The organism is Ruegeria sp. CDSA034, from assembly GCF_059612275.1.
Window position 1 is genome coordinate 108,964 of the sequence record NZ_JBXWQH010000005.1, and the last position, 18,372, is coordinate 127,335.

Below are 18,372 nucleotides of genomic sequence, written 5' to 3' on the forward strand. Positions count from 1 at the left end.
TCGGGTGCAGCAGGTGGTTGGCTGACGAGAGCGAAAACGCTGCATAATCGCGACTTATGTTAAATCTCGATATCCCGGCTTTCTGCCACAAAACCGGTGCGCGTTTTCGACAGTTTCAGGAAAACGAATGTTTCTTTCGGTGATGTCTTGAAGGACGATGCCCGCAGTATCAATATTAGACTAAGCGTCCTAAATCCAAGTCTTGTTCATTGTTTTCACTCCCTGATTGGCTGCGTTCCAAGCCAAAGCAGCTCACCGAAGCAAATCAAAAGCCCGAAGACGAGCTTGGTGCCGAACCGGTTGCGAAGGTCGGCACCAATATCGACCGGCCGGTCATCAATCTTTATCGGCCCCATATCACCTCTGGGGATTGTCTGATTGTAACCGGGTATCAGGACTTCTTGTCTTCACTGTCGATTTTGATGAAGGAGTTGCCTGAACTGAGGGATCTGGAAAACGACAGCGATATCCGGATCCGGATATCGTTCGGGATCGACACGGCTAATACCAAAAGGCTGACCAACCCCAAACCAGTCACCGAAGAAATGAAACTCTACTGGCTGGAGCGCTCCGGGCTTCAAGTGGAAGAGGATCACGATCTTATCGCGGTGCTGGCAAAACACGCCATCAAAACCGGCAAAATTGACTTGCGTGTCTTCGATCCGGAGCTTGCCAAACGCAAGTTAGGGATAACCGGGGACCGGCGGCTACACTCAAAAATCGTCAGCTCGCCAAAAGGTGCCGTCGCCGGATCCGCAAACTTTTCCTACTCAGGGCTCTACAGAAACATCGAGTATGCCGATGACCTGGATGCGGGCACTCATGAACTTCAGGTCGAACGCACAGAAGCCGCTGAGCAGGCTTGGGATGTATCTGTCGATTGGAATACCGAAGCGCTGGAGATACTCGAAAAGCTCATCAAACCGGTGACCGCTGAAGATGCGATGGCGCGTACGATCTCCGAGCAAAAAGGGTTCGAACCTTGGCTCACCGGAGACCGAAAAGATATCACGAGCCATACGCTGTTTGGGTATCAACAGGACCTGACCTATGAGGCGTGTTCCATCGTCTATGACCATGGGATCGCCTTTGTAGAAGCGCCAACCGGTTCAGGAAAGACAGAGATCGGCTGTCACCTGGCCGAAGCGTTGTCAGAAACATTCTCAGAAGTCGTTCCCCGCTCTCCCGTCCATGGCGTTGCGCGAAAAAATGCAGCTGTAATTGCCCCGCCCAAAGTTATTCCCAGTTGGCGCAAGTACTCGACAAACTCGCTCCAACCTGTCGCAAATAGCAAACTTGCCAAACAACACCTCCGTGGCGCTGGCGATGAAGAAAAATCTGGGCTCAGGCTCGATCAGTTTGGCATTCTGATAATCGATGAGAGCCACACAGTTACTCCGGGCTTTGAACAAGCATCTCAAATGGCCTCAGCTATTGAGCTTGCCCCGCCAAGCTGGAACGTCTGTCTATCGGCGACGCTGCTCGGGAACCGCGATGTCGACTGGTTGACCCATATGCAGGAGAAGCGGGCGTCCATTTTCATGACGCCGCACTTCATTCAGGCCATGGGTGAATTGTTCGAGCGCGAAACCCAAGTTCCTAAGGATATCTTCAACCAGGATGCGCAACTGGCCGTCCTATCAGAGCCTGACACGACGCTCACGCGAGAGGCTCGCACCGAACTCGCTAAGTTGGTTTCGCCGTTTTTGACACGCAGACAAAGGCGATGCATTGGCGAGGACGAAGATCCCAAGAAACACAGCTACCCAAGACTAGAAAACCACGGGCGCCCGAAGAAATTGAAGGTGACAAAGCCTCAGCAAACGCGCCTGGATGAGATTGTGGCCCTCTGCAAAGAACTTGCGCCAGGCGGTCGGGTGACCGCTGTAGAGAAAAGCCGCTTCGGACACGTCAGCACGCAACAAAGCACGCAGGACCAACTCTACATCCGCAACCTTTTGAACATTCTGCGCGTGAGTTCCGCCCAGGCCCATTGGGAGATGTCACATGGAGCTATTGGAAAATCGCTTCGCGACTTTGAGCGTGGTGGAAAATCGAAGAAAAAGATATCCCACCGCGACCAGTCCGACATGTTCGCCGCACTGGGAATAGAAGCGCCTGAACCCACAAAGGAATGCGACACTCTTAACCAAAAACTGGGTCTCAGTGTTCTCAAGGAGCTTGATGAGAAGCGGTATGAGGCGTGCCTGAGAATACAAAATGAAAAAAGCAGGGTCGTCTTTCTCGCAGAACGGACGGACACACTCGAGATTTTTGCAGAAGCGCTGTCGCGCAGAGGCCACCACACCAACTATGTCGTGGGAAACCAAACCAAGGGCGAAGATCGCGCCGTGAAGGCGATCTTTGGAGATGGCTCCGACAGCTTCAAGCGCATCAAACAGGGAAAGTCCGTTGAGTCTTACTTCCGGCCTGGAGGAAAGAACGAACCAAAAGGATCTGCATCGGTTTTTCTGACTTACAAGATGGCTGAAGGTATCAACCTTCAGTCGTCAGACACGCTGGTGTTGCTTGGCCTGACCTCGAATCTGAAAGAGCTCATCCAAGGTCTGGGTAGGATCGACCGGATCGATAGTGAGTTTGGGGTCGTCAATTACCATCTTGTTGATGTGCCAGTAGGTCAGTTTGCATCTGACGAAAAAATCGCCCAGCGCATAGAGAACTATAAAACTTTGGCTGGGGAGGCGTTAATCGACGCCGTCCTAGAAGAAAGCACCGAAGACGCAGAACTGATCCTCGATAGTGTTGTTGAATATCTGCGATCCCCGCGGCGGCTTCGCGACAACAACTTTCACGACGTCCTGGAACGCACCAAGCAAACAATCCCCGAAGACCGCTACAAACTCATCGACAAAGCCAAAATCCAGGGAACCTGGGGCGCCGAGTTGGCGCTCCTATCGGCCCGTGAGAAATTCACGGCCCTACATCTCAAAGGACTTAGCAAGAGCAATAGCTTCTTTCCGCCTCGCCTGCTGCTTCTAAAGGATACTGCGCCAGGCCTGATATTGGAACGCGACCAGCTAGCCTGCGTGCAATCTCTGGAGACTGCATACGAACGGACCAGAAGCCTTGGCATGGAACACGCCCACATGGCACTGGAAGATCTCTCTGAAGCGCTAGAGACGATTTCAGAGCAGATCGGCAAGCTGACCGAGTGGGACTTGCGCCCGGCGCGCGTTGAGAGCCTCATGAAAGCTTGCGCCGAGTTCATGGGACGCAAAGGTGGCGTCGAACTCAGTGATCAAGAGAGGTTTGGCCATCTGTCACTGCCGGCCGTTGAAATGGTGTGCGAGGCGTGGAGCCGTGAGCTTGATCCCTTCTGGGAACAAGCGAAACACGAAGTGCGTGACAGCTTCGCCTATGAGGATCTTCCCAAGGGGTACATCGCGCTTCAGGTTATCCTGGAAAAGCTCGAAAGCGATCATCAGGCGTCCGCTGAGATCCATGAAAAGATGGTCCGGGTCATCGAGGAAGCTGAGCAGGTTTCACGCGACCACGAACCGGCAATTGGACAGCGCATTTCAGTGGTGTTCTTTTCGGATGGTGCAGGTGAGCACTAGGCGGCCTCAGACAGCAGCGAAGCCAGATCACTCAGTTTTACCAAGTGTCCTCGCGTCGTCTTACCTTCCATTTGCGCACCATGGGTCTCAATCCCTTTGCTCTCAAAATCAGACAGGAGTTTTCGGGACGTAGTTCCTCTTGACCTAGCCAGTGTACCTACCGGCAAGTACTCGCTTTGAAAGATCGCAAGCTGCTGCGGTCTGACCAAGAAAGACTCGCTTGGGCCATGCGGAACTTTGCGTGATCCGAGCAGGCCCAGCTTGCACCAATGTGTCACCGCCTGAGCCTTCCAACCCGTCAACTTTGCGACATCATTTGCGGTCCAGTCTTTTGACAACCGCTGCGTCCCAAGTTCGCGGTCGATGTCGGAAACTGAAAAATGAAACTCACCAAGTCGCATGTTTTCTTCCGCAACAACAGGTTTGATAACGCCTGTGGAGATTTTCTGAAGAACATGCATCAAAGCAGCTCGATCAGTTGTGCGCCTCAGGTTGAGCTGATTGAACGGAATAGTTTCTCCCGCTTGAACTTTAGTGCAGTTTCGAATGTTTGTTGTGAGCTCTTTTAGGCTTTCACCGTCAATGCAGCCATCAACAAGTGGAGGACGGTATTCAGCAGCAACCTCGTGGATCAATTCTGACGCGCGAAGCAGATCAAATTGCTTTCTTGTAACACCAAGGTAGTCTCTGGCCTGCAACCCATCCCAGTACCGCTTCCTATCCAGATAGATGTTCGAAATTTCGAAGCGTGGAATCATCGTATGCCGGTGCCCATACCCGCTACGGGCTTGCTTTCCGGCAATTTGACCTGACTGAACCTCAGCCACCAAGCGCTGTGCAGAAATTCCCAGTTCCTTGGCCGCTTGTTTAGCCGAGACCCATTCCCGAGCTTGCAACGGCGTTAGCTTTCCCAGGTAGGTTCCCTTGAACTCGGTTGAAGCAGCACGCGACACTGCATCTCTGAAAGGCTGGTACGCATCATCTTCGAACTTCATAAGTCTTTGATACCAGCTTCCGAGCATGGACGGCACAGAGTTGGATTCTGAATTTCCTGCCAGTATCAACCCTCGAACGTGTTCTTCGAACCCATTTGGCCAATGGTCAAATACAGTTGCCAACGGCTCAATCAGTTCCAACGAATCTGCAACGCTTTTGGGTGTTTGTGTTTTCCCAGACTTGCCCGTGCGGTTCTGAGCGAAACCACTCGCTAGGAAATTAATAAAAGCGCCAATGTCTTTTGGGACCTGACGCCCTCCTGCAAGGTCAAGAAACCGCTTGCCAACCGTTGAATCTCCCGCAATCAAGGCGGAGATGATCACTTCGTGGTCCTTTGCTGCCACCCGTGGGAAATTGGAGTAGCTAAAGCCACATCTGCATTTATCAAAGCCGCCGGACGTCGGACGCAATGTGGTTTTGCAGACAGGGCAAACATCTTGAAGACGCGTTTTGTGATGGTGACAGGCTGTCACCAAGTAATGACGCCAAGTTTGTTGAAAGGGTAAGCCATCGGCAAGACATGAAGGGCAAATCGGATCGCTATGATGCCGCTCGAAACGCCAGTTTAAGCTGGGTGACTCAGGTTTGGCAGAAGGGGAGATAGTAACCAACAAACCTTTCTCTAAGCCCATCTCTTGCTCAAAGTGCTCGATGTTCTCGACTAGAATTCGCCCATACTTCCGCCGGAACCGTGTCAAAAATTCAGAGACATCTCTGTATCCATTTACATGGGCTAGACGACGCAAGTATCCGATAAGGCTCTCGCCTTTCAATGGTGGTACTGCAAACAAACCCGGCACCTCATACACCTCGCATAATCGCAAGCTCATGCGACGTCATAGGCTCTACTTCGAGACCAGCATCTGCCATGACTCTGATGTATGACCTGATCAGCTCAGTATCCGATGGTGGTTCTTCTTGAAAAAACGACTGATACGGATCTCGCTCCAGGCCTGAATCCGTCGCTGCCCTGGCAATCGTTTTGGTGCTGTATTGTGAATTTTGGGCACCCAATGCCAGGGGCGCGCGCAGCACTTCCAACGCCACTGGCACACGTCCGCCGGAAACACCGTACAATCGCCGTACCATATCGTCTTGGTCAAACTCCAAAAGGATGCCGGACTCCTCAAGACAATAGAAGGCAGCAAAGATTGCATCGCAGAACGCGATACGATCAGCCTCAACGCTCCACCAATAGGGGTTCATTCGAATGGTGTTCAAACAGCGTCCCGCAAACTGCTCGTTGCTGTCCATAACCGCTTCGAACATTGGCAACCCAGCTAAAATCAGAGTGACTGAGGTTTCATCAACAATAGTCTTGAAGTGATCAGCGGCTTGTCGACGCGAGTGCCTAGTCAGAGTTTCGGCGCAATGGTTCACTTCGTCGATAATGATTGTTTGAATGCCGTGCTCAGCTACGAGCCGAAAGAGACGTTCTCGAATTTGGGCAGGTCGCTCTCGTTCTACGAAGTCAAAGCCCATGCTTCGCAAGCAGGAACCGTAATAATCCCGCTCGGAAGGCCGTGGCGCAAGTCGGCCCAGAATGACATCTGAAGATACCAGAATAGCACTTGGGCCGTGGCGGTCATTTTCAACTTGTGCCTTCAAGTCCTTTGTCAGTTCTGTCTTTCCACATCTCGTCGGCCCCAAGATTGGTATGATCCGTCCACCCTCGGTTGCTGCAATATTCAAAAGACGTTTTATCTCCGAGACAGCCCATTCGTGGCGGCTATGTCGGATGAATGCACCTTGCAGAGCTCTACTAGTTGTTTGGTCCAGCATCTTTTCTTTCGACCCTTGGCAAGTTCTTTGATCTCGTAACTGCGAGCTTGTTGTGACCAACCTCTGACCGTATTTGGTCAATTAGTTGTGGTTCTTTCAAACTTCTGTTCTGCATATCAGCGGCCCGCAACTTGTCGATTTCCGCAGAGCGGTTCCTTTGCAGTTTAGTTTTTTTGCCCTGCTTATACGTCCTGCGCGCTTGGATATCTTTGTGGATCTCCAAAGCCGTTTTGATTGGTCCGTTGTGTTTCGCCTTGGGTGACCGGCATTCTCTTAGCTCACGATAAGAAAGTGCTGCCAAGTCTTTTGCTTTGTTGGACGCGCGCACCAACTCGCCTGTATGCGGATCCACGACCAAAATTTCCCTAGCATCAAGTGGAGCATAGCGTATTTCAACTCGCTGGCGCGGGCCTAGTCGTCGGTACAGCCTTGCCAAGTCTTCAGAGTTGTATTGCATACTCTCGAATTCGATACCGTAGTGCCACAGAGTTCGAGATTCGGATTGGATCATCAGCGCTGCGTGATGCTCGTCCAAAGACGGGGGTTCTGGCACTATGTGTTCATCTGCCAATCTGTCCCAAGCGGCGCTAGGTGTTTCACCCCGTTTAAAGATGTCTTGGACTTTTCTCCTCGGAGTTCTTCCATATTCGTCGTAGCGCCAGCGTTGCATTATTGAATTGAACACTCTTAGCGTCAGACGGGCTTCATCCATTGCTTTTTTGGTTCGATCCCGGTCGGGATATGCCTTTGACTTAGTCGCACCCGGAAGCTGGCTGACTTTGCTTCGAACTGCCCCGAACAAGTTTTCGATAAACGGCTTTTCCTGGGGTTTTCGAGGTTGCGCCCAATGGCCATGGACACCAGCAACTTCGATAAAAGCATCGATGGGTTCGCCCACGTTCTCTGAACCCTGATCCATTACAACCACTTTCGGCAGTGCGGCGATTTTTTTCCTGTTTACAATTTCGTGCTGTTCGAAAAAGTCTTCCTCTGGGTAGCTAATCATCTCCTTTAGAGCTTTGGCCACATGTTCTGATGATGGATCTGGTAGGAAGACCTGAAATGCGACAATCCAACTAGTAGCACAGTCAATCGCTGCACAAATCCACGGCCGACCTATTACCTCCCCGCTATCATCAACCAGCATTATGTCAGCTTTTGTGCAGTCCAATTCTATTTGATCGTAAGGTGCTGTTATATCATAGTATTTTTGGGCAATTCGCATGTGTTGGCGCGCCTCGTTACTGCCCAGTTGCCACTTTAGAACGTCAAAATGAGGGATTGTGTGCACAATCGCTTCGACTGCCTTGCGTCCGCAGCACCCAGGTTTTATGCCATTCTCATGGCAAACCAACTGGTATTGATTATAAGCGTCGCTAGACAGACTTGTTAGATTTTGTCTGTCCGACGACGTATATTGCATTTCCAATAGATCGAGCACTATCTCGTGGAAAACGCTGTCAAACCTTGGCATACGATTTCCTGAATTGCTGTGCTTGGGCAAAAGCGCTTCCGGCCCGCCGCGCCGATACAATTTGACCCAATTCTGAACAGTCGATTGCCTCGGAAAACGGTTACCCTTGATTTTGCAGGTGGGTTCTTCGGCGAACTCGCGTTGAAGTATCGGTATGCGTTTTGCCCAATGAACGCCTTCCTCCCCAAGCTTTAGTGCATTTTCCACAATGCGTAGTCTGAGCTGAGCTTCACGTGCATCTTTAGCGGTTACATTACGAGGACGTTTGTCGAAGCCTTCTTCCTTCACTAGCCCATCGTGCACATGGTCTCGATATTCTTGTCCAGATATCTCAAAAGGATCAACTTGGGAGTTCGATATCTGATATGCATCCCGCCCAGCTATCGCTCCATCGACAGCATAGGTTTCTCCCCTATATTTGATGGTTCTCTGGTGCCGCCTTTTGACAATCTGCTTCAAAATTCGATTACCTCCAGATGTCTTCGGTCGCGGTTCGCAGTATTCAGGTTCGTGGATGGCCCAAGAGCTTCACATGAAAAATCGAACACCAGATAGCAATCAAGAATAAGGCGAAGAATCTTCGCTTGGGGGATGCCAATGTTCTCTCTTAGTTCTTTGAACGTCACACGTTGCTGTTTGAGACACGCTATTTTGCTTGCAAGTTTAGGGGCGGTCTCTTCGGCTTGTCCTTGCAATAGCAGCCAAGCATTTCGATCAATCGGCCCCTGCAATAAGGACTCAGTTACAATGACAAGCGAGATTCCGACTTCGGCAAGAAGTGAAGGATAGTCCAGGTACTCAGGTTTCTTATCTATGTGAGCGCTGTGCTTGGCGTCCAAGTAGAACAAACGGCCGTCGACAAGTGTGACTTCTAGGTCTGGTGTATAAAGCTTAGGCCTGTACCGACGCCCTTCATAAGCCTCTAGCGCCGCTTCTTTGTTTGCAAATGCTCTTCCGGTTCCCATGTCGATTGTGCAAGGCTGTGGCTTAAGCGAGACCACACGAGGGTCGACCTGCATGCAACGAACCAGTGCTGCTTCCATTTGGCTTTCGAGCTGAATGACGCCTGGGAACTTGACGCCAGACATTTTGCCAGCGCGTTTTTTCATTCCGCGCTTGTGAACGCGTCGGGCCGTCGGGGGTGCGTGTCGATCTATCCTCATACGGGCTCTATACATGCATCCATTCGCATTGGCAATGGGCTCGATGCGAATAAAATGATTGCGACCGATGATGACTGAAGACGAATTTCAAGATTTGGCCAAAACTGAAAACTGGATTGCCCTCGGAGCGTGGCTGAATCGCGTTGTCCAAGACAGCCAAGCCTGCGGGTACGCGTTTCCGGACGATGCACTCCAAAGCGTTGCCGCTATTAGAGGCACAAAGCCTGCAAGCCTTCGCAATCCGATGTCCGCGGCGAAATGGTTAGAACAGAACCGACCCGATCTTTTTGAATCAAAGCCCGACTGGCTGGCCATGATGCAAGTTATTTTGCTTTCAAGGATAGATCGGTATGACCCTAGGAAATCCAAAGAGATAGCTGATGCCGTTCTTTCAGGGGAGTTATCTCAGGCGGAAACTAAGTCTATTCTTGATGAAGTTCGATTGGCGGAGAAGCCTGCGGTCGTGATTGCTAGAGGTGGTTTTGGCGGCCAGCGAAGAGCCCGAGACTTCGAAGTAAACGCAAAAATGCTTTTCAAACAGAACACTAGTGACATCTTCAATGTGGAAAATTTGACTGTTCGAGAAGGCAGAACGTTCGAGCCTCTTGCCACAGACTTAATCGTATACAAAGGCTCGGAGCCTTTTGCGGCGATTGAGATCAAAGGCCCGAGGAATAGAATTGATCCTGGCTACTTGATTGACCAACTGGCAAGAGCAGCACTTCTTTTGAGAAAGGTTCCTCAAGTACTATACGTTGTTCCTGAGCAATCTGAGTACAAACTGGGTGAACTTGTAGCGATACGAGACAAACTCGAAATCGAAGGAATTAAATTTGGGACATTGCCGGAGAAAAGTCGGCTCGCACCAAAAGATCTAAAAGTTCTGGGATGATGCACTCTCTAATGTTGGGTGTTATGCCGTGCGCGAAGGTCTGCAATGCGCAGGAAACGGACTTTGCAAAATATGATAATCGGCCGTTAGCTCACCTTGGTAGGCGGCACAGCAAATGGCGATAACATGGCGCAAGTAGACCGTAGCGTGACCCTCTGGTATTGACTGGTTTTCGAGAAGGCCCAAAACGCGGCCAACTTTGATTGAAACTCATTGTTTCCCGCCAACACAATAAAGGAAGCTCTAACTTGATTTTTCGAACCGCCTTATTTGCGTCCATTGTTGCTGCCACATCAGTTGCGGCCCAGGAAACTCCCATCGTCCATGACGGAGAATTCAATTTTCTTCGCGCTCAGTACGGCGAGCAATGGGATGCCCAAGACATTGAGATCGATAAGAAACTGGCGGAAGTTCGAGAAAGAAACGATGGTAAGCCCCCTAATATTCTCTACGTTCTCATCGATGACGTGAGTTTTGGCCTCATGGGCAATCCTGCGATGAACTTTGTCACCGGATTTGACACACCAAACATCAACGATTTCGCCGCAGAAGGCCTTTCTTTGATGCGGATGTATACTGAGCCTTCCTGCACACCTACCCGCACTGCATTCCTGACCGGAGGGCACCCAATTCGCGCGGGTGTCAAGGAAGTGAAAGTTGCTCTTGTTGGTGAAGGGTTGTCCAAGAACGAAGTTACCATCGCCGAAATACTCAATCAATCCGGCTATAACACAGCACATGTTGGGAAATGGCACCAGGGCGATATTGAGGAGTCATTCGCTCATAACCAGGGGTTTGATGTCGCGTATTTTCCAGTCCATCAGCAAGTGCAACTGAGCCTGATGACACCAGAGGCTGCGAATGCAGGTAACCTCAATGGCTGGCATCCATCCACTCAATCCGGGAAATATGGAATGGATGAACGGTTCAAACCTTATGGTCTTGTAACTGGCCTCGAAGCCAGGGCCGGAGAGACCGCACGGGAGGTAGGCATAGAAGCTGGCGAGGAATGGACACAGGCGCACTATGAACGCATGAACGAGACCTATCAGGCTCAGGTCTTGGAGCAACTTGACCGTTTGGCGGGAGAAGATGATCCATTCTTTCTCCAATACTGGCCGCTTTACCCAATCAATTTCACTTACGGCGAACAGCAGCGGTCCCGGAACGGTGGCTTTATGGCTGATAAAATGGAGCAACTTGACGATTGGATCGGTGATTTGATGGCCAAAGTTGATGAACTTGGAATTGCGGATAACACGCTTGTTGTGATTATGGCGGACAACGGCATCTTTAAGCAGTATTCGCCCACTTCAGGCATGATCGAATTGATTTACCGGGGCGGCAAAGCGGAACACCTCGAAGGAGGGGTACGTGTTGATGCTTTCGTACGCTGGCCAGCTGCAATCGAAGGAGGCAAGTACGCAGGGGACATCGTTCACGTTTCCGATCTATTCACAACCTTCGCCCGTATCGCTGGCGGAACTGAATTCATCCCGCGTGACCGGATCATCGACGGCGTGGACCAGACAGCATTGTTTCTTGAGGGGGATGGTAATTCGCGGAGAGATTATGTCTATATCTACGAAGGACCGGTTTTGCGTTCGATTGTGAAACAGGAATTCAAGATGCACATGCCTGCACCTGGTGTCCCAGGGGCCGCTGCGCCGGTGTTTAACATCCTTCGCGATCCGCGCGAGATGTATTCTGACATCGGCCAATCGCTTTGGTCCGGAGCGTCCTTCCAGGATATGGCCAAACGGCATCAAAAAATGATTGCAAAATACCCACATCGCGAGATTGGGACTGATGAACCCTATGGAGGCATTGAAAATCTGCGACCAGAAAGCGAACTGGCCCGCAAGACTTTTGCAAGCTGGCAATAACCAAAACGCCGCTTCACGGACTAGGTTAGTGTAGTTCCTGAAGCGGCCTCTCTGATTGGTGTTCACCCTTAAGAGTGGGTTTTCACCTTTTCTTCTTGAGCAGCACTACAGGTTGTGGATGGTTGGGATCCCAATTTTACCTAAACTGTGCTGCTTGGGCCAGGATGTCACCGCATGCTTTTTGTTCCGAAAATAACAAGTAGAACAACTCGACCTTCATGTACCGGTTGCTGAAAAAATTCCTGTAAATCAGACCAAGGTAGTTGCCAGTGCCTATGCCTGCTCGCCTCCCTGCTTGCGGATCGACCAAGTCCGCATTGGGCTGGAAGCGGCTATCCGAAAACCTTCCCCGGCAATACGTCGATGGCGCTAAACAAGCAAAGAATGAGACCCGAAGATATGGAACCTCGAACTAAGAAAGTTGAATGTTAATACGCCCAGAGTTTTGGGCCAAAAATGCAAATCTTTGGGCGAAATGCAAAGCTATGGGCGCACCTACAAAAATCCTAGAAATCCAGGTTCTCCACGCTCAGAGCATTTTGTTGGATAAACTCGCGGCGTGGTTCCACTACGTCTCCCATCAGCTTGGTGAACAGATCATCCGCTTCGACCATGTCGTCCACCCGCACCTGCAAAAGCGTACGTGCGTCCGGGTCCAGCGTCGTTTCCCAGAGCTGATCCGGGTTCATCTCACCCAGACCTTTGTAGCGCTGCAGCGACAGGCCCTTTTCACCTTCTTCCAGAATGGCGCGCAACAGATCCAGCGGGCCGTGAATTGCCTGCGACCGGTCGCGACGGACCAGCGTTGCCGGGGTGTTGTAGATCTCTTGCAGGCTTTGGGTAAAGCTGCCGGTCTTGCGCGCCTCGCCCGAGCGCAGCATCGGACCGTCCAAGGTACGCACCTCTTCCACGCCGCGCAAAATACGGGCAAGACGAATTCCGTGATCCTGTGTGATCCGGCCCTGCCAACCGCGTTCGTATTCCAGCGCGATGAGGTCGAGACGCGCGGCGACTTTGTCTGCAACGCCTTGCAAATCCGCATCAACCGCGCCCGGCACAAAGGCACCTGCAACGGCGGCCTGTTCCAGGATGTGGCGTGGATAATGGGTTGGGAAGGCGTCCAAGACGCGCTTCAACTGACGCGCTTCGTCTACAATGCGCGTCAGATCCTGACCCAGGATCTCTTCGCCAGAACCGAGCTTCAGCACGGCCCCTTCGACACCTTGGTTGACCAGGTATTCATCCATCGCCGCCTGATCCTTCAGGTACACTTCGGATTTTCCGCGCGCCACTTTGTAAAGCGGCGGTTGGGCGATGTAGAGATAACCGCCCTCAATCAGCTCAGGCATTTGCCGGTAGAAAAACGTCAACAGTAATGTTCGGATATGCGCACCGTCGACGTCCGCATCGGTCATGATGACGATTTTATGATAGCGCAGTTTTTCGATATTGAACTCGTCTCGCCCGATCCCAGTGCCCAGCGCCATGACGAGGTTGCCGATTTCCTGAGATGACAACATCCGGTCAAACCGTGCACGTTCAACGTTCAGGATTTTACCCTTGAGAGGCAAAATTGCCTGAGTTTGCCGATCGCGGCCCGTTTGCGCTGATCCACCCGCGGAATCACCCTCAACCAGGAAGACTTCGGTTTTGGTCGGGTCCTTTTCCGAACAATCCTTGAGCTTGCCAGCCAGAAAATTCACATCCATCGCCGTTTTGCGGCGGGTCAGCTCGCGCGCCTTGCGAGCGGCTTCACGGGCCAGAGCAGCCTCGATAATTTTGCCAACGATAATCTTGGCCACGTTCGGATTTTCTTCGAACCATTCAGCCAGCTTTTCGTTCATCAGACCTTCGACTGCAGGGCGTACCTCGGATGACACCAGCTTGTCCTTGGTCTGGGACGAGAATTTAGGGTCTGGGACTTTGACCGACAGCACACAGGTCAGACCCTCGCGCGCATCGTCGCCGGTAAAGCTGACCTTTTCCTTTTTTGCGATCCCGCTGGTCTGGGCGTAATTGTTGATCGTCCGGGTCAACGCACCGCGGAAACCGGCAATATGGGTTCCACCATCGCGCTGTGGGATGTTGTTGGTGAAGGGCAGGACTGTCTCGTGATAGCTGTCATTCCACCACATGGCGATTTCGACACCGATATCGTCGCGCTCACCCTTGATATAGATCGGTTCGGGCATCGCGGACGTTTTGGAGCGGTCCAGGTATTTGACGAATTCCTTGACGCCGCCTTCGTAAAACAGCTCGGTCTCCAACCGCTCTGCCGGGCGTTCATCAATCAGAATGATCCGCACGCCCGAGTTCAGGAAGGCCAGTTCGCGCAGACGCTTTTCCAGCGTCTCGAATGAATATTCCAGGTTTGAGAACGTATCCAACGACGCCAGAAACCGCACCTCGGTTCCGGTCCGGTCACCGCATTCAGCGACAACTTTCAGATGCTCGACCGTCTCACCACCTTCGAACCGTGCAACGTGTTCCTTACCGTTGCGCCAGACACGCAATTCCAGCCAATTGGACAGTGCATTCACCACCGAAACGCCCACGCCGTGCAGACCGCCGGACACCTTGTAGGAATTGCTGTCGAACTTGCCGCCAGCATGCAGCTGGGTCATGATCACTTCTGCTGCGGACACACCTTCTTCGGGGTGAATATCGACGGGAATTCCGCGGCCATTGTCGCTGACAGAAACGCTGGAATCCGCGTGGATTTTGACGGTTACATGGTCCGCGTGACCGGCCAGCGCTTCGTCAATCCCATTGTCAACGACCTCATACACCATATGGTGCAGACCCGAGCCATCGTCCGTATCCCCGATATACATACCAGGGCGCTTTCGAACTGCCTCTAACCCTTTGAGAACTTTAATGGAATCTGCACCGTATTCCTGGGGTGCCTGTGCGTCTTCGGACATGCCGTCAGTACCTATATTATTTTGGTAACTTATACGTTTTCTGGGGGGGATTGTCACGCGCTACCCCAACATTTTGTGTCGGTCTTGCGTGATTTAGTTTCTTTCGGCAGCTGACTGCCGAATCCCTATAAACGGTCGATATCGGCCGCTATATCCGCTGCGATTTCATGGGCGTCGACATCACTGCGCTCGGCCGACAACCGCAGCCCCAAAAGGTCGGATTGATAACGCGTCGCCAGCCGGTTCGGATCGTGGCTTGGGGCAATATCACCGGCCTCTTGCGCCTGACGGAACAGCTCTGCAAAGCAGGCCTTCATCTCGGACATGAGAACACCCGCCCGACCAGCGAGCTCGTGATCCTTGGCCTGCAATTCAGCGTAGGTCTTGGCCAACATACAAGCCTTCGCGGGCGCTCCGCTTGCCTCAATAACCAAACGCGGCTGCGCCTTTAAAGCCCCGAGCGGACCTACCCGGTCAGCCAATGCCCTCAGCCGCGCGACACCCTCTTGCGCGTAGCGGTCCAACGCCAGCCCGTAAAGCGCATCCTTGGACCCAAATGCCGCATAGAAACTGCCGGGTTTCAACTTCAACTCGCGCTCAAGGTCTTTCAGGGATGTGCCAGCCCAACCCTGACGCCAGAAGATATCCCTGGCCCGGGCAATCAGGTCATCTCGGTCATATTCGGGTTTGCGTGGCATAACCTTCACCAATTCTTGAACGGTTGCTCAAATATATACTTGAGTGATCACTCAAGAAAGACTATTTCTGCCTTACCCCACCAGAAAAGGAGTTCCAACATGGCCAATTTCCCGTCACATGATCTCGAATCCGCCCCCGAAGGGTCCAAACCGCTACTGGAAAAATCGCAAGCCGCTTTTGGCCGCCTGCCCGGCCTGCACAAGGTCATGGCCGAAAGCCCCCAGCATCTGGAAGGCTATCAGGTGCTGCATGGCCTGTTCATGCAGACCGATTTCGACAATGATGAGAAAACCGTCGTCTGGCAGACCATCAATGTGGAAAACGAATGCCACTATTGCGTGCCCGCTCATACCGGCATCGCCAAGATGATGAAGGTTTCGGACGAAATCACCGAAGCCCTGCGCAATGAAACCCCGCTACCTTCGGCCAAGCTTGAAGCACTGCGCACCTTCACCCTGCAAATGATGGAAACCCGCGGCAACCCGACCGAAGCACAGCTGCAGGCATTCTTTAATGCGGGCTACTCGCACCGCGCTGTGTTGGATGTGGTGCTGGGCCTCGCGCAAAAAACCATGTCGAACTACGTGAACCACATGGCAAAAACCCCGGTCGACGAAGTCATGCGCGGCTTCCTGTGGGAACGAAAGGTCGGCGAGCCGGCCTAAGCGGACACGACCGAGCCCTCCGAGCCATCACTCACGATCAAGGATTGGGCCCGGTCGCCCAGTTCCGCAAACAGCTCAGGCCCGGTGCCCGTCATCCAGGCCTGAGCACCCAGCGCAGAAATCTCATCATACAGCGCCGCGCGCCGATCCGCGTCCAGATGCGCCGCCACCTCGTCCAACAACACGATCGGGGGCGCGCCGATCATACTCGCCAAGGCTCGTGCGTTCGACAGGATCAATGAGACCAACAAAGCCTTCTGCTCACCGGTCGAACAATCCTTGGCCGGAACGCCCTTGGCAGCGAACACCCCGTACACGTCCGACCGATGCGGCCCCACCAGCGTACGCCCAGCCGCCAAATCCCGGAACCGGCTTTCACTTAGTGCTTCGCGCAGATCCGCTTCTGTTTCCGGCATCGCACCTTCGGTCTGTACCAGCTCCAATTCCGCAGATGGAAACGCAGTTTCCGCCTGATCCTGCGCCGCGCGCAGATGATCCAGCGCCGAAAGCCGCGCCGCGTGAATACGATACCCCGTCTCCGCCATCTGCGCTTCAAGTGCTGCATACCAATGCGCATCGCGTACCTGCTCTTTCAGCAGACGGTTCCGTTCGCGCATGGATTTTTCATAGGTCAAAGATGCTTCAGCATGGGCCGGATCGAAACTCAGCGCGATCCGGTCCAGAAAACGCCGGCGCCCTTCGGCCCCCTCGATCCAAATCCGGTCCATCGACGGGATCAACCAGACAATTCGCGCCAGCTTGCCCAGATCAATCTGGCTGGACGCCTTGCCATCAATGCGAATCTGCCGCGCGACACCGCCCTCGGACCAGGTTTCTATCTCGTATTGTCGCCCCTGCGCCTGCAGCACCCCGGACAGTTTCCAACCTAGCGCCTCGGGGCGTCGGGTCATCTCGGCCGCGCTGGCCCGCCGCATTCCGCGACCGGGAGAAAACAGGGACACCGCTTCCAGGATGTTGGTCTTGCCCGCCCCGTTCGGCCCGTGAATCGCAACAGGCCGACCATCCAAAGACAGTCGCGCCAGCTTGTGGGACCGAAAATGCGAGACGGTAAGCTCGGTCAGGGCCAAACCCATGACCCCTCCCTTCATCTTTTCAAAAATACTCCTGCCGGAGGCATCGCACGTCCGTGCGATCAGACGCGCATCGGCATGACGACGTATACCGCGCTCAGATCATTGCCTTCGCGCATCAGGGTCGGATCAGCCGCTGAATTGAACAGGAACACAGCGTTCTCACGATCCACCTGAGAGGCGATTTCCAGCAGGTACTTGGCGTTGAATCCGATCTCCAGCCGCTCGTCGCCATAGGCCACGGCCAGTTCTTCCTCGGCCGCGCCGCTATCCGGGGCGTTGACGGAAAGCACCAGTTTATCTGTATCCAGCTGCAGCTTTACCGCTCGAGACCGCTCAGAGGACACTGTTGCAACCCGATCTACCGCCTTTGCGAATTCGGCCGCATCGACTTCCAGCTGGCGCGTATTGCCCTGAGGAATCACACGTGTGTAATCCGGGAAGGTCCCGTCGATCACTTTTGAGGTCAGCGTGATGTCCGGGGTTGCAAAGCGCACTTTCGTTTCACTGACCGACACTGCGATATCCATCTCATCGTCGTCCAGCAGCTTGCGCAGTTCGCCTACGGTTTTGCGCGGTACGATCACGCCGGGCATGTCTGCAGCGCCATCCGGCAGATCCGCGTCGATGCGTGCCAGGCGGTGGCCATCGGTGGCCACACAGCGCAGCACCTTGCCGCCTTCGGACCCGTCGGCCACATGCATATAGACGCCGTTCAGATAGTACCGGGTCTCTTCGGTCGAGATGGCGAATTTCGACTTATCGAACAACCGGCGCAGCAAGGCTGCCGAGGCGGTAAAGTTCGATTGGTATTCCGAAGACGCCATCACAGGGAAGTCTTCCTTTGGCAGCGTCGCCAATGAGAAATTCGACCGGCCTGCTTCAACCGTCAGACGCCCTGCGGCGCTGTCGGCGGTCAGTGTCACCAACGCTCCATCGGGCAGTTTGCGCACGATCTCATGCAACGTCGTTGCGGCCACCGTTGTGGCCCCGGCCTTTTCGACCTGTGCGGGCGCTTTGTCGACAACTTCGATATCCAAGTCGGTCGCCCGGAACATGGCCTGATCGCCATCGGCTTCGATCAAAACGTTGGCAAGTATGGGAATGGTGTTGCGACGTTCGACAACAGATTGGGCCTGGGAAACGGCCTTGAGAAGGGTGCCGCGTTCGATGCTGATCTTCATACCCTTAATTCCTCTGACTTGCGTGCCGAAATGGGCGG

Annotated in this window: 12 protein-coding genes; 4 read left to right on the top strand and 8 right to left on the bottom strand. The window is 53.2% G+C overall.

The window, feature by feature from the left end:
• Nucleotides 1-209 precede the first annotated feature (209 nt).
• Nucleotides 210-3,578 carry a DEAD/DEAH box helicase family protein gene (locus AC2FLJ_RS11195; RefSeq protein WP_496705832.1) on the top strand — a complete coding sequence of 1,123 codons (3,369 nt, stop codon included), beginning with the start codon at nucleotides 210-212 and terminating at the stop codon, nucleotides 3,576-3,578.
• Here AC2FLJ_RS11195 and AC2FLJ_RS11200 read toward each other — a convergent pair.
• The 4 genes from AC2FLJ_RS11200 to AC2FLJ_RS11215 are packed head-to-tail and all read right to left on the bottom strand — an operon-like array spanning nucleotide 3,575 to nucleotide 8,939.
• Complete coding sequence (locus AC2FLJ_RS11200; RefSeq protein ID WP_496705834.1) at nucleotides 3,575-5,404, bottom strand: TniQ family protein; 1,830 nt, start codon at nucleotides 5,402-5,404, stop codon at nucleotides 3,575-3,577. The two genes, AC2FLJ_RS11195 and AC2FLJ_RS11200, sit on opposite strands and share 4 nt — an antisense overlap.
• Nucleotides 5,376-6,356 carry a TniB family NTP-binding protein gene (locus tag AC2FLJ_RS11205; RefSeq protein ID WP_170790470.1) on the bottom strand — a complete coding sequence of 327 codons (981 nt, stop codon included), beginning with the start codon at nucleotides 6,354-6,356 and terminating at the stop codon, nucleotides 5,376-5,378. The genes AC2FLJ_RS11200 and AC2FLJ_RS11205 overlap by 29 nt, the downstream gene beginning before the upstream one ends.
• The gene (locus tag AC2FLJ_RS11210) at nucleotides 6,337-8,289 is read right to left on the bottom strand and encodes a transposase family protein (RefSeq protein ID WP_496705836.1); all 1,953 of its coding nucleotides are present in this window, start codon (nucleotides 8,287-8,289) and stop codon (nucleotides 6,337-6,339) included. The genes AC2FLJ_RS11205 and AC2FLJ_RS11210 overlap by 20 nt, the downstream gene beginning before the upstream one ends.
• Nucleotides 8,286-8,939 carry a hypothetical protein gene (locus AC2FLJ_RS11215; RefSeq protein WP_496705838.1) on the bottom strand — a complete coding sequence of 218 codons (654 nt, stop codon included), beginning with the start codon at nucleotides 8,937-8,939 and terminating at the stop codon, nucleotides 8,286-8,288. Before AC2FLJ_RS11215 ends, AC2FLJ_RS11210 begins: the two co-directional genes overlap by 4 nt.
• 121 nt (nucleotides 8,940-9,060) lie before the next feature.
• On the opposite strand from AC2FLJ_RS11215, the gene AC2FLJ_RS11220 reads away from it, so the two are divergent.
• Complete coding sequence (locus AC2FLJ_RS11220) at nucleotides 9,061-9,885, top strand: hypothetical protein (RefSeq protein WP_170408651.1); 825 nt, start codon at nucleotides 9,061-9,063, stop codon at nucleotides 9,883-9,885.
• Between the two features lie 203 nt (nucleotides 9,886-10,088).
• Entirely contained in the window at nucleotides 10,089-11,771 is a 1,683-nt protein-coding gene (locus tag AC2FLJ_RS11225) for a sulfatase-like hydrolase/transferase (protein ID WP_496705840.1), read from the top strand.
• A 506-nt stretch (nucleotides 11,772-12,277) separates the two neighbouring features.
• Here AC2FLJ_RS11225 and gyrB read toward each other — a convergent pair.
• Together gyrB and AC2FLJ_RS11235 are read right to left on the bottom strand one after the other, a co-directional pair.
• Nucleotides 12,278-14,695 (bottom strand): DNA topoisomerase (ATP-hydrolyzing) subunit B, encoded by a 2,418-nt coding sequence (gene gyrB / locus AC2FLJ_RS11230; RefSeq protein WP_058272964.1) that lies wholly within the window; start codon nucleotides 14,693-14,695, stop codon nucleotides 12,278-12,280.
• Nucleotides 14,696-14,820: 125 nt separating this feature from the next.
• Nucleotides 14,821-15,393 carry a TetR/AcrR family transcriptional regulator gene (locus AC2FLJ_RS11235; RefSeq protein WP_496699587.1) on the bottom strand — a complete coding sequence of 191 codons (573 nt, stop codon included), beginning with the start codon at nucleotides 15,391-15,393 and terminating at the stop codon, nucleotides 14,821-14,823.
• Nucleotides 15,394-15,492: 99 nt separating this feature from the next.
• Between AC2FLJ_RS11235 and AC2FLJ_RS11240 the strand changes: the two genes are divergently transcribed.
• The gene (locus AC2FLJ_RS11240) at nucleotides 15,493-16,059 is read left to right on the top strand and encodes a carboxymuconolactone decarboxylase family protein (protein ID WP_496705842.1); all 567 of its coding nucleotides are present in this window, start codon (nucleotides 15,493-15,495) and stop codon (nucleotides 16,057-16,059) included.
• Here AC2FLJ_RS11240 and recF read toward each other — a convergent pair.
• Together recF and dnaN are read right to left on the bottom strand one after the other, a co-directional pair.
• Nucleotides 16,056-17,153: a DNA replication/repair protein RecF gene (gene recF, locus AC2FLJ_RS11245; RefSeq protein ID WP_282170893.1), complete on the bottom strand. Its 1,098-nt coding sequence runs from the start codon at nucleotides 17,151-17,153 to the stop codon at nucleotides 16,056-16,058. The genes AC2FLJ_RS11240 and recF overlap by 4 nt on opposite strands.
• Nucleotides 17,154-17,212: 59 nt before the next feature.
• Nucleotides 17,213-18,334 (bottom strand): DNA polymerase III subunit beta, encoded by a 1,122-nt coding sequence (gene dnaN / locus AC2FLJ_RS11250; RefSeq protein ID WP_496699591.1) that lies wholly within the window; start codon nucleotides 18,332-18,334, stop codon nucleotides 17,213-17,215.
• Nucleotides 18,335-18,372: the final 38 nt, after the last annotated feature.

Coding starts and splice junctions, on each gene's coding strand:
- AC2FLJ_RS11240 (WP_496705842.1), top strand. CDS start 15,493: ATGGCCAATTTCCCGTCACATGATCTCGAATCCGCCCCCGAAGGGTCC.
- dnaN (WP_496699591.1), bottom strand. CDS start 18,334: ATGAAGATCAGCATCGAACGCGGCACCCTTCTCAAGGCCGTTTCCCAG.
- AC2FLJ_RS11215 (WP_496705838.1), bottom strand. CDS start 8,939: ATGAAAAAACGCGCTGGCAAAATGTCTGGCGTCAAGTTCCCAGGCGTC.
- AC2FLJ_RS11235 (WP_496699587.1), bottom strand. CDS start 15,393: ATGCCACGCAAACCCGAATATGACCGAGATGACCTGATTGCCCGGGCC.
- AC2FLJ_RS11200 (WP_496705834.1), bottom strand. CDS start 5,404: ATGAGCTTGCGATTATGCGAGGTGTATGAGGTGCCGGGTTTGTTTGCA.
- AC2FLJ_RS11205 (WP_170790470.1), bottom strand. CDS start 6,356: ATGCTGGACCAAACAACTAGTAGAGCTCTGCAAGGTGCATTCATCCGA.
- recF (WP_282170893.1), bottom strand. CDS start 17,153: ATGGGTTTGGCCCTGACCGAGCTTACCGTCTCGCATTTTCGGTCCCAC.
- gyrB (WP_058272964.1), bottom strand. CDS start 14,695: ATGTCCGAAGACGCACAGGCACCCCAGGAATACGGTGCAGATTCCATT.
- AC2FLJ_RS11220 (WP_170408651.1), top strand. CDS start 9,061: ATGATGACTGAAGACGAATTTCAAGATTTGGCCAAAACTGAAAACTGG.